Raw genomic sequence first — 11,302 nt, 5'->3', positions numbered from 1 at the left:
AGAAATTCCTCGCCGGTTCAGCCCTTGCGACACTGCTCGTCATCCCCGCCGCCGGTTATCTCGCGATCGAACTGACCCGCAACGCATCGCCGATCGTCGACCAGACCGAGATCGCCGGCAACCTTTCGAAGAATAATGCGCCGAAACCGATCGGCGAAGCGGCGCGCCAGTCTGCGAAACCCATTACGGTTGTGCCTCAGCTTCGGCCGGCACCCCCCGAAACGAGCGGACTTGCCGAACAACCCGCTGCTGACAGCGCGCCAGCTTTGCGGGACAAGGAACAGCAAGCCGCCGCGAAATCGGCTGCGTCGCAGCTCCCTGATTTCAGCGCCGACGAGATATCCACTCTCCTGAATAAATCGGAAGGTTCTGCCGCTGCACTCGGAGGGGCCAAACGCTCCGTGCCTGCCGCTCCCGGCATCGTTCCCCAGCAGCAGTTGGCCGAACCGATGGCCGCCGTTGCTCCCTCGCCTGTGCCGCCTGCGGAGGGGCGTGTGCAGATTCAGCTCGATCCCAACCGCGAGCGGTTTGCCAATGCTGCGGCCAATCCGATCAAGAGCGTCGCGACGGATCCGGTCTCGACCTTCGCCGCCGATGTCGACAGCGCGTCCTATGCCTTCGTCCGCCGGTCATTGACGGGCGGGGCGATGCCCGATCCGCAATCGGTTCGGGTCGAGGAGATGATCAATTATTTCCCCTATGACTGGCCAGGCCCTGACAATGCCGACCAGGCGTTCAAGGCGACGGTGACTGTCATGCCGACCCCGTGGAACCACGACACGGAATTGATGCATGTGGCGATCAAGGGCTATGACATCGCGCCGGCGACCACGCCGCACGCCAATCTGATCTTCCTGATCGACGTGTCGGGCTCGATGGACGAGCCGGACAAGCTGCCGCTGCTGAAGAGCGCCTTCCGGCTGCTGGTCAACAGGCTGAAACCCGACGATACCGTCTCGATCGTCACCTATGCCGGCAATGCCGGCACGGTGCTCCAGCCGACACGCGTGGCGGAGAAATCGAAGATCCTGTCGGCAATCGATAGGTTGGAGGCGGGAGGCTCGACCGGCGGCGCCGAAGGCATCGAGGCGGCCTATGACCTTGCCAAACAGGCCTTCGTCAAGGACGGCGTCAACCGGGTGATGCTGGCGACCGATGGCGATTTCAATGTCGGCCCGTCGAGCGACGAGGATTTGAAGCGCATCATCGAAGAGAAGCGCAAGGACGGCATCTTCCTCACCGTTCTCGGCTTCGGGCGGGGCAATCTCAACGATTCCCTGATGCAGACGCTCGCCCAGAACGGCAATGGCAGTGCCGCCTATATCGACACCCTGGCGGAGGCGCAAAAGACGCTGGTCGAAGAGGCCGGATCGACGCTGTTTCCGATCGCCAGCGACGTCAAGTTCCAGGTCGAGTTCAACCCGGAACGGATCGCCGAGTACCGCTTGATCGGCTACGAGACGCGGGCGCTGAACCGCGAGGATTTCAACAATGACCGCGTCGATGCCGGCGATATCGGGTCCGGCCATAGCGTCACGGCGATTTACGAGATTACGCCCAAGGGAAGCCCCTCGGTGATGAATGACGACCTGCGGTACGGCGCAGCTAACAAGGCGCCCGCCGAGGCCTCCGACAGCGCCCATCAAGGCGAGCTTGCCTTCGTCAAGATGCGCTACAAGCGGCCGGGCGAGGAAAAGAGCGCCCTCATCACCACGCCTGTCAAGGATGGCAACGCGGTCTCCACCGTTGATGCCGCGCCGCAAGATGTCCGCTTCTCGGTAGCCGTTGCCGCCTTCGGCCAGAAACTCAGCCATGTGGCAGCCGTCGGCGCCTATTCCTATCAGGCGATCGCCGATCTCGCTGCCACATCGCGAGGGGCGGATGCCTTCGGTTACAGGTCGGATTTCCTCGGTCTGGTTCGGCTGGCGGACGGCCTCAGCCAACGGTGAGGCAAGACGTAAAAGCCGCGCCAAACGAGAGGCCGTCCCGGAAGGCGGCCTCTTTTCGGCGTTATCCCAGTCTCGACCCGTTGGCGGTGAGATAAACAGAGTAGAGAGACGTGCTCGCGGTGATGAAGAGGCGATTCAATTTCTCTCCGCCGAAAGCAACATTGGAGACGCCCTCAGGAATATGGATCTTGCCGATCAACGTTCCATCCGGATCGTAAGCGTGCACACCATCGCCGGCGCTCGTCCATATCCTGCCCTTCCGATCGACGCGAAAACCATCGAACAGACCTGAAGTACATTCTGCGAAAACGCCGAGATCACTCAGCCTTCCCTCATTCGAGACCGCGAGCTTTCTGATGTGACGCGGACCGCCGGGCAAGTGTGTTGCCCCGGTATCGGCAACATAGAGCAGCGTCTCATCTGGAGAAAAGGCCAGTCCGTTCGGCTTGACGAAATCGGACGTCACCTGATCGGTCGTGCCTCTTGCCGGATCATGCCGGTAGACGTGGCATCCACCGATTTCCTCTGCGCCGTAGTCGCCCTCATAATCGTGGAGGATGCCGTAGCTTGGGTCGGTGAACCAGATGGTCCCGTCGGACTTGACGGTGACGTCGTTTGGCGAATTAAGCCGCTTGCCTGCAATTCGATCGGCCAGAACGGTGATCCGGCCGTCGAAATCCGTGCGCGTGACACGGCGCGTCAGGTGCTCGCAGGTGATCAGCCGGCCCTGATTGTCGACAGTATTGCCATTCGAATTGTTGCTGGGCGAGCGGAAGACCGATGTCTGCCCGCTGGTGTCGTCGTAGCGCATCATTCGGTTGTTGGGGATATCCGAAAAAACCAGATACCGCCCGGCGGCAAACCAGGTCGGCCCCTCCAGCCAACGGCCACCGGTCCAAAGCCGCTCGACGCGGGCGTGACCGACGAAGCAGCTTTCGAAACGCGGGTCGAGAACCTCAAACCCCGTACCGTCGATTTGCCCGAACATGACGCTCCTCCACTTTCTTCACTGTTATCGATATCATCTTGTCGTGTCTTGAGGGCTTCGTATAGGCATCGATCTGCCGACCTCTGCGAAAATCTACCAAGAATCTTGGTTTTCAAACTTTAGAATGGTGCATTCCTGCGATAATATCGATTGTACGATGATAGCGATAACTTTATCGTGTCTTGGACGACCCAACTCGGGAAGCTTTGTGAAAGCGGAGACCAGTGAAAAACGAGGATGAGCCGAAAGACAAGCGTCTCAAACCGGGAGACGCCCAAAAGCTGACGATGGCGGAGGTCGCCAAATATGTCGGCGTCTCTGCCATGACCGTTTCGCGTGCCTTTCGCCAGGATGCGAGCGTTTCCGAGGAGACCCGGAAGCGCATCATGGAGGCCGTCGACGCGCTCGGCTATGTGCTCGACCTGTCGGCCGGCAGTCTTTCGTCAAGGCGGAGCGGCTTCATTGCTGCGCTGGTGCCCTCGATCAACAATTCGAATTTTTCCGACACCGCGCGGGGCATGACCGATGCACTGGAAAAGACCGGCCTTCAGCTCCTCCTCGGCTATACCGACTATTCGACGGAGAAGGAAGAAGAGCTGATCGAGGCGATGCTGCGCCGCCGCCCGGAAGGCATCATCCTGACCGGTGGTTCGCACACGCCGCGCGCACGGCGCATGCTCGCGCAAGCCGACATTCCTGTTGTCGAGACGTGGGAGCTTCCGGAGGATCCGATCAATCAGGTGGTCGGTTTTTCCAACAGCGAGGCGATGGCCCTGCTGGTGCGGACGCTTGCCGGCCAGGGATATCGGAAGTTCGGCTATATCGGAGGAACGACGGCGCGCGATACACGCGGAAGCCAGCGGCGAAGCGGTTTCCAGAGAACAGTCGAAGAACTGGGCCTCGGACCGGGACGAATGATTTCCTTCGGCGTCCCGCCCATCACCATGGAACAGGGTGGCCAGGCGATCGTCAGCCTGCTGGAGCGCTGGCCGGACACGGAAGTGGTTCTTTGCGTCTCCGACCTTTCCGCCTTCGGCGCCATCATGGAATGCACGCGCAGGGGCATGAAGGTTCCGCGGGACATCGCCATTGCCGGTTTCGGCGACTATGAGATCTCGTCCATCTGTCATCCGCGCATCACCACCATCAATGTGGACTGTTACGGCATCGGCCGTCAGGCCGCTGCCCGTCTGCTGGATGCTCTCCATACCGGCGAGGCGACCGGCGATGAGATCACATTGACAGGCTATAAGGTTGTCTTGCGCGAAAGCACGGATCGTAACGGCGCGCCGACCGCTTGAGTACTGCAGCGCCGCGCGTCTTTTCAGATGCGCGGCGCTGTAACCATTTGAATTGTTGTATAATTTTATCCTTAAGCCAGTTCCGATTTAAGGGATTGTGCAGGAGATCAAAAAGCGATCTGGACTTTCATGGACTTGCTGCGATCGCCTGCCAGTTCAAAGGCGGCGACGGCCTCTTCGATCCCAAAGACACCTGTGAGCAGCGGCTTCAGATCGACGCGACGGGCGTTGATCAGTTCGACGGCGAGCGCAAATTCCTCGTGAAAACGGAATGTGCCGCGCATCTCGATTTCCTTCGCAACGATCATGTTCTGCGGAATGGAAACATCGCCGCCAAGGCCGAGCTGCACGAGAACGGCGCGGGGCTTAAGCGCCTCCAGGCCCGCGCGCACGGCCCGCTCATTGCCTGACGCCTCGAACATGACATCGAAATATCCCTTGTCAGCGCTGTAAGCCGCAAGGTCGGCAGAATGCGTGGCAACATTGATCGTTCGATCCGCGCCGCTGGTGCGGGCGATTGCCAGAACGCTGTCGGTTACGTCGGTCGCGACGATCTCACGGGCGCCGAGGACGCGGGCCGCAACGATCGCCAACATCCCAATGGGACCGCAACCGGTGACCAGCACCCGTTTGCCCAGCAGCGACCCGGCGCGGTTTGCCGCATGCAGCGTCACCGCAAAGGGTTCGGCAAAGGCGGCCTCATGGATGGAAATGCCGTCCGCGACCTTGTGGCATTGCCAACGCTCTGCCACCAGCCGCTGGCGAAAACCGCCCTGAATATGCGGCATCGGCATGGCGCTGCCGTAGAACCGCATGTTGAGGCAGTGGTTTTGCTGCCCCTTCAGGCAATATTGGCAATGGTTGCACGGCCGGCTCGGGGAAACCGCAACACGGTCTCCGACGGCAAGGTCGGCGACTCCGGAGCCCAGCGCCTTGACCGTGCCGGCGATCTCATGGCCGAGGATCATCGGTTCGCGCAGGCGAACGGTGCCGAAACCGCCATGATTGTAATAATGCAGGTCTGAACCGCAGATGCCGCCGGCTTCGATGGCAATCTCCACCTGCCCGGCGCCCGCAACCTCCGGCTCGCGCTCTTCGATCCTCAGATCCTTGGCGGCATGAATGACGATGGCTTTCATATCGGGACCCTCACACGACGGGAGTTGGAAGCGGGCGACCTGCAAAATGTGCAGCGAGATTGTCTCTGACCAGTTGGCCCATGGCCTTACGGGTCTCGACAGTGCCAGAGCCGTGATGGGGCTGCAACACGACGTTCTCAAGCGTCAGGAAACGTGCATCGATCTTGGGTTCGTTCAGGAAGACATCAAGGCCAGCCGCCTGGATGGTGCGGTCTTGAAGGGCCGCGATCAGTGCCTCTTCGTCGACGGTCGTCCCGCGCGAAACATTGACCAGGATGCCGTTCGGACCGAGCGCTTCAAGCACCTCAGCATTGATGATCTTCATGGTCGCCTCCCCACCGGGGACGATGACGATCAGAAAATCGGCCCAAGCGGCAAGCGCGATCAGGTCGGGCTCGTAGGTGTAGGCAACATCTTGGTGATCATTGCGAGCGAAATAGGAGATGTCGCAGCCGAATGCGGCAGCCCTTCTGGCGATTGCCTTGCCGATCCGCCCCATGCCGGCGATCCCCACTTTCTTGCCCGAGACGCGCGTCACCAGCGGCATGGCGACACTGCCCCACTGGCCGGAGCGGACGAGAACATCGGCCTGCGGGATCTGCCTTGCCGTGGCAAGCAGCAGTCCGATGGCGATATCGGCGACATCTTCGGTCAGCACATCCGGGGTATTCGTGACGCGAATGCCGTTGGCGCGGGCATAGGATAGGTCGATGGCGTCGGTGCCGACGCCGTAACAGGAGACGATTTCCAGTTTCGGCAATTGCGCCATCAGTTCTGCGGACGCTCCGAGTTCGCCGCGGGTCGCTATGGCACGGATATCCTTGCCGACCCTGGAGATCAGCTCCTGCCGGTCTGTCGCTTCCCAGAGGCGATGGACGCGGTAGTTCGCCTCCAGATCCACCATGTCCCATTCCGGATACGCTCCGGCCATCAAGATTTCTACCTTAGGCATTCCGTTTCCATCCCGCATTTTGACAGTTGATTATGTTATCGATAACATATAATTCGGAAAAGGGATGTCAAGTGAGTTTCACCGTCAGCGGCAGTTGAAGCCGTCGCCTGCGGCGAGACTGGAGGAGTGATTTACATGAAGAACTTGTTTGATCTTACCGGACGGCGTGCCCTGATCACCGGCTCGAGCCAGGGGATCGGCTATGCCCTGGCCGAAGGCCTGGCGCAGCATGGCGCCGAGGTGATCATCAACGGCCGCACGCCCGAAAGCGTCAAACGTGCGGTCGCGAGCCTCAAGGATCAAGGCCTGTCTGCCCATGCGGCGATCTTCGACGTGACCAGCAAGGATGCTGCCAAGGAAGGCATCGACGCGATCGAAGCCGATATCGGGCCGCTCGACATCCTGATCAACAATGCCGGCATGCAGTTTCGCACGCCGCTGGAAGATTTTCCGGCGGACAAATGGGAGCTGCTGCTGACCACCAATATTTCGAGCGTGTTCTACGTCGGCCAGGCAGCGGCCAAACCCATGATCGCCCGCGGGCAGGGCAAGATCATCAACATCGCTTCCGTTCAAAGCGAACTGGCGCGGCCCGGCATTGCTCCCTATACGGCGACCAAGGGTGCGGTGCGCAATCTGACCCGTGGCATGTGCGCCGACTGGGCCAAGTACGGTCTGCAGATCAACGCGATTGCGCCGGGTTATTTCAAGACGCCGCTCAATCAGGCGCTCGTCGACAATCCCGAGTTCTCGTCCTGGCTCGAGAAGCGAACGCCGGCCGGACGCTGGGGCAATGTCGACGAACTGGTCGGCGCCGCCGTTTTCCTGTCAGGCCGCGGCTCATCCTTCATCAACGGGCACACGCTGTATGTCGACGGCGGCATCACGACCTGCCTCTGATAGAGACGAAGCGATGGAATTCGGGAGAAAGGCACCGCCTCTGGCGGTCATCGTCATGGGGGTCAGCGGTTGCGGCAAATCCTCGGTTGGTGAGCGCATTGCCGCTGAATACTGCATGGGGTTTTTGGAGGGCGACCAACTCCACCCCGCCGGAAATGTCGAGAAGATGGCGCAGGGCATACCGCTTGATGACGACGACCGCCTGCCCTGGCTCGACCGGATTGGCGAGGAAATAAGGACCGCGCAAGAAACATCTCAAGGATTGGTGATTTCCTGTTCGGCGCTGAAGAGAAGCTATCGGGACAGGTTGAGGCAGGCGGCGGGTGGGCGTCTAGCCTTTGTTTTCCTCGAAGGAACCCGTGACCTGTTGCTGTCGCGCATGAAGGCTCGCCAAGGCCATTTCATGCCGGCGTCATTGCTCGACAGCCAGCTTCAGACGCTGGAACGGCCGGGCGGTGAACCTGATGTGGTGACGGTGGCGATCAATACTGGGTTGAATGATATTGTGGCGCTGGCTTGCAAGGCGCTCAGCGGCGTGGCCATCAAGGGAGGAAATTATCATGCAGGATGACTCTAGAGCAGATGTCGCCGTCATCGGTGCCGGTATCATGGGAACGGCGATCGTCACGCGATTGATCGAGACCGGGCATAAGGTCTTCGTCTTCGATCTGGATGCCGAAAAAGTCGCGGCTTTGGAAGCCCAGGGCGCGCGCGCGGCCGGCTCCGTGGAGGACGCGGTTTCACAGTCGACGTTTTGCGTGCTGAGCCTCAATCACGCAAACATCGTCCGCGCGGTCGTCTTCGGCGAAAAGGGTGTTGCGGCGGCGGCGAATGCCGACAAGGTGCTGATCGACATGTCGTCGATTGACCCGGCCGACACGGCTGACATGGCGACGCGGCTCCGTCGGGAAACGGGCATGGCATGGGTGGATTGCCCGCTCTCCGGTGGCGTGCCAGGTGCGCTGAGCGGACGCCTGACGATCATGGCGGGCGGCGGCGCTGAGGATTTCGAACGGGCGCGCGTGGTGATGCGGCATCTTGCAGCCAATTACACGCTGATGGGTGCATCCGGCGCCGGGCAGACGACGAAGCTGATCAATCAGCTGTTTTGCGCCGTGCTGTTTCAGGCCGTCGCGGAGGCAGTCAAGCTCGCCGAAGCCGGCGGCGTTGATCCGGCCGCCATTCCGGCAGCCCTTGCCGGCGGCAGGGCTGATAATCGCATAATGCAGGAATTCATGGCAAAATTCGCTGCCCGGGATTTCTCGCCGACGGGCAGAATCGACAATATGTTGAAGGACCTGGATTCGCTTCAGGCCTTTGCGCTGAAGACGAAGACGCCATTGCCGATGACCGGCTCGGTTGTCGAGATTCACCGCCTGCTCTGCGCTGCCGGCCTCGGGCCAAAAGACTCGGCCGAGATGATGCGTCTTCTCGACGGATTTCAAGGCGGCTGACGCCAATTTCCCGGGAAATTCGGGATCGTCATCTTTCCGCTTGACCATCCATAAATGTTATCGATAACATATAACCAATGACAACCGCAGCTTTGGGAGGAGCCACAGTGGAAGCCAAGAGACTGCTGGAGTTCCAGTCGATCACCAAGAGCTTCGGCGGCACGCAAGCGCTGCGCGATGTCTCGATCGACCTTCGCGAGGGGGAAATCCTCGCGCTGCTCGGGGAAAACGGCGCCGGCAAATCGACGCTCATCAAGACGCTTGCGGGTATCTACAAGCCCGACAGCGGCGACATCCTTTTTCGCGGCCAGAGCTACCATCATCGTCCCCCGAAGCCGAACGAGCGGCAGCCGGTTGCCTTCATCCACCAGGATCTCGGTTTGATCGAGTGGATGACGGTCGGCGAGAACATGGGCCTGTCGCAGGGTTTCTCAATGCGCCGCGGCCTGATCGATTGGAACAGGACGCAGGCGCGTGCCAAGGAAGCCTTGAAACTGGTCGGCTGCGATTTTGACCCCACGACGCGAGTCTCGGCGCTGTCGCGCACCGAAAAGTCGCTTGTCGCCATTGCCCGTGCGCTTGCCGTCGAAGCCGACGTTCTGGTGCTCGACGAGCCGACGGCGAGCCTTCCCGCCGATGAAGTCGATCGGCTGTTCAACGCGATCCGCCCGTTAAAGGATCGCGGCGTCGGGATGATTTACGTCTCCCACAGGCTGGACGAGATTTTCCGGATTGCCGATCGGGTCGCCGTTCTGCGCGACGGCTGCATGGTGGGACAGAAGCCCGTCAGCGAGACCAGCCCCGACGAGTTGGTGACGATGATCATCGGCCGCAGCGGCGACAGCCTCTTTTCCAAGACGGCGATCACGCCCGGCAAGGCGATCGTCAAGGTCCGCGATCTCGTCTGCACCGGTACCAGCCCGATATCCTTCGATATCCGCGAGGGCGAGCTTCTGGGCCTGGCTGGATTGCGCGGTGCCGGTCAAGAACGCATCGGCCGCGCCCTGTTCGGTTGCGAGCCCTTCAACGGCTCGGTTCTGCTGCATGACGAGGCCCCCGACCTTTCGAGCCCGCGGCGCGCTATGGCCTCGGGCATCGGCTTGATTGCCCGTGACCGGACGGAGGAATCCGTGGCGCTCTCGCTGTCCATCCGGGAAAATACCTACCTCAATCCGGGAGCCGTCGGGCGTGGGCTTTTGTCCTTCCTGTCGCCGCGCGGCGAAGCCGATCTTGCCCATAAGATCGGCCACTCCGTCGGTCTGCGGCCGAACGACCCGGATCTGCCGGTGGAGGCCCTGTCGGGCGGCAACCAGCAGAAAGTGGTCGTCGGCCGCTGGCTGGCGACCGGCCGCAAGCTGCTGGTCGCGGAAGATCCGACCGCCGGCGTCGACATCGGGGCGCGTGCCGAAATCTACCGTCTGATCACCCAGGCGCTCGAGGCCGGTCTCGCCGTTGTCGTGGTGTCGACGGACTTCGAGGAAATCGCCCATATCTGCCACCGCGCGTTGGTTTTCTCGCGCGGCAAAATCGTCAGCGAACTGACTGGAAGCGCTCTGACGACGGAGGCGGTCATCACGGCCGCATCCGCGTCGGAAGCCGCTTGAGCCATCGGGAGAACAGCCATGCAATCCATTGAATCCACGGCGCTGGAGCCGACCAAGAGCGAAATGGCCGGCCTGTCCGCCGGACAGAAGATCGGACGCCTGATCCCGGTTTACGGGCTGGTGATCCTGACCGTCGGCCTGATCGTGATCTTCTCGATCCTTCTGCCGGATACTTTCCCGACCGTGTTGAATGTCCGCTCGATCGTGTCCGACAAGGCCATCATCGCGCTTCTGTCGCTGGCTGCGATGATCCCGATGGCATCGGGTCGCATCGATCTGACCGTCGGCTATGGCATCGTGCTCTGGCACATTCTCGCCATCAGCCTGCAGACGGCCTACGGCTTGCCCTGGCCGGTCGCGGTCGTCATCGTGCTCGCGCTCGGCATCCTCACCGGCTGCATCAACGGCCTGCTGGTCGAGGTCGCGAAGATCGACAGTTTTATCGCGACGCTCGGCACCGGAACCGTCCTTTATGCGCTTGCGCTCTGGCACACCGGCGGCCGACAGGTGGTCGGCGTCCTGCCTGATGGTTTCTATGCGCTGAACGGCACCATGCTGTTCGGCCTACCGATCACCGGCTTCTACGTGCTGCTGATCGCCATCTGCATGTGGATCGTGCTCGAATACCTGCCGATCGGCCGCTATCTCTACGCCATCGGCGCCAATCCGAAGGCTGCCGCCCTCAATGGCATTCCGGTCCGCAAATTCGTGATCGGCGCATTCGTCACCTCGGGGCTGCTCGCGGCTCTGACCGGGGTCCTGCTCGCCTCGAAGCTGCGCATCGGCCAGGCGAGCGTCGGCCTCGAATATCTCCTGCCGGCGCTTGTCGGCGCGTTCCTCGGATCGACGACGATCAAGCCTGGACGGGTGAACGTCTGGGGCACCTTGATCGGCGTCATCATCCTGGCGGTCGGAATATCAGGAATTCAGCAATTCGGCGGGTCGTTCTTCGTCGAACCGCTGTTCAACGGCGTGACCCTGCTGATTGCCATCGGCATAGCAGGTTACGCCCAGC

At 61.2% G+C, this 11,302-nt stretch carries 10 protein-coding genes; 7 read left to right on the top strand and 3 right to left on the bottom strand.

Annotated features, from left to right (window positions below; genetic code table 11):
- Window positions 1-1,949: VWA domain-containing protein (locus FY112_RS04790; RefSeq protein ID WP_151517842.1), on the top strand; the 1,949-nt coding region annotated here is incomplete at its 5' end.
- A gap of 61 nt (window positions 1,950-2,010) precedes the next feature.
- Here the strand turns inward: FY112_RS04790 and FY112_RS04785 are convergent.
- Window positions 2,011-2,937 carry an SMP-30/gluconolactonase/LRE family protein gene (locus FY112_RS04785; RefSeq protein WP_151517841.1) on the bottom strand — a complete coding sequence of 309 codons (927 nt, stop codon included), beginning with the start codon at window positions 2,935-2,937 and terminating at the stop codon, window positions 2,011-2,013.
- 224 nt (window positions 2,938-3,161) lie between these two features.
- Between FY112_RS04785 and FY112_RS04780 the strand changes: the two genes are divergently transcribed.
- The gene (locus FY112_RS04780) at window positions 3,162-4,238 is read left to right on the top strand and encodes a LacI family DNA-binding transcriptional regulator (RefSeq protein ID WP_151517840.1); all 1,077 of its coding nucleotides are present in this window, start codon (window positions 3,162-3,164) and stop codon (window positions 4,236-4,238) included.
- Between the two features lie 107 nt (window positions 4,239-4,345).
- Here the strand turns inward: FY112_RS04780 and FY112_RS04775 are convergent, their stop codons facing one another.
- Window positions 4,346-5,377, bottom strand: coding sequence for an L-idonate 5-dehydrogenase (locus FY112_RS04775; protein ID WP_151517839.1), 1,032 nt, complete (start codon window positions 5,375-5,377; stop codon window positions 4,346-4,348).
- 10 nt (window positions 5,378-5,387) lie between these two features.
- A complete protein-coding gene (locus FY112_RS04770) occupies window positions 5,388-6,329 on the bottom strand; it encodes a 2-hydroxyacid dehydrogenase (RefSeq protein WP_151517838.1) in 942 nt (313 codons plus the stop codon).
- Between the two features lie 135 nt (window positions 6,330-6,464).
- Between FY112_RS04770 and FY112_RS04765 the strand changes: the two genes are divergently transcribed.
- The 5 genes from FY112_RS04765 to FY112_RS04745 form a co-directional block, all read left to right on the top strand.
- Window positions 6,465-7,229: an SDR family oxidoreductase gene (locus FY112_RS04765; protein WP_151517837.1), complete on the top strand. Its 765-nt coding sequence runs from the start codon at window positions 6,465-6,467 to the stop codon at window positions 7,227-7,229.
- 13 nt (window positions 7,230-7,242) lie between these two features.
- Window positions 7,243-7,800 carry a gluconokinase gene (locus FY112_RS04760; RefSeq protein WP_151517836.1) on the top strand — a complete coding sequence of 186 codons (558 nt, stop codon included), beginning with the start codon at window positions 7,243-7,245 and terminating at the stop codon, window positions 7,798-7,800.
- Window positions 7,790-8,683, top strand: a complete 894-nt coding sequence (locus FY112_RS04755) for an NAD(P)-dependent oxidoreductase (RefSeq protein ID WP_151517835.1) — start codon at window positions 7,790-7,792, stop codon at window positions 8,681-8,683. Before FY112_RS04760 ends, FY112_RS04755 begins: the two co-directional genes overlap by 11 nt.
- 107 nt (window positions 8,684-8,790) lie before the next feature.
- Window positions 8,791-10,287, top strand: coding sequence for a sugar ABC transporter ATP-binding protein (locus FY112_RS04750; RefSeq protein WP_131620604.1), 1,497 nt, complete (start codon window positions 8,791-8,793; stop codon window positions 10,285-10,287).
- A gap of 18 nt (window positions 10,288-10,305) precedes the next feature.
- Window positions 10,306-11,302, top strand: a 997-nt coding sequence (locus FY112_RS04745; protein ID WP_151517834.1) for an ABC transporter permease, incomplete at its 3' end; no start/stop codon positions are given.

The sequence above is a fragment of the Rhizobium sp. PEPV16 genome (assembly GCF_008919455.1).
Classification (GTDB): domain Bacteria; phylum Pseudomonadota; class Alphaproteobacteria; order Rhizobiales; family Rhizobiaceae; genus Rhizobium; species Rhizobium leguminosarum_Q.
The sequence above is the reverse complement of the archived record's forward strand: the minus strand, read 5'-3'. Positions and strand labels throughout refer to the sequence as shown.

Excerpts from the sequence above, each read along its gene's own strand:
- FY112_RS04785 (WP_151517841.1), bottom strand. The coding sequence starts at position 2,937 with ATGTTCGGGCAAATCGACGGTACGGGGTTTGAGGTTCTCGACCCGCGT.
- FY112_RS04775 (WP_151517839.1), bottom strand. The coding sequence starts at position 5,377 with ATGAAAGCCATCGTCATTCATGCCGCCAAGGATCTGAGGATCGAAGAG.
- FY112_RS04770 (WP_151517838.1), bottom strand. The coding sequence starts at position 6,329 with ATGCCTAAGGTAGAAATCTTGATGGCCGGAGCGTATCCGGAATGGGAC.
- FY112_RS04765 (WP_151517837.1), top strand. The coding sequence starts at position 6,465 with ATGAAGAACTTGTTTGATCTTACCGGACGGCGTGCCCTGATCACCGGC.
- FY112_RS04760 (WP_151517836.1), top strand. The coding sequence starts at position 7,243 with ATGGAATTCGGGAGAAAGGCACCGCCTCTGGCGGTCATCGTCATGGGG.
- FY112_RS04755 (WP_151517835.1), top strand. The coding sequence starts at position 7,790 with ATGCAGGATGACTCTAGAGCAGATGTCGCCGTCATCGGTGCCGGTATC.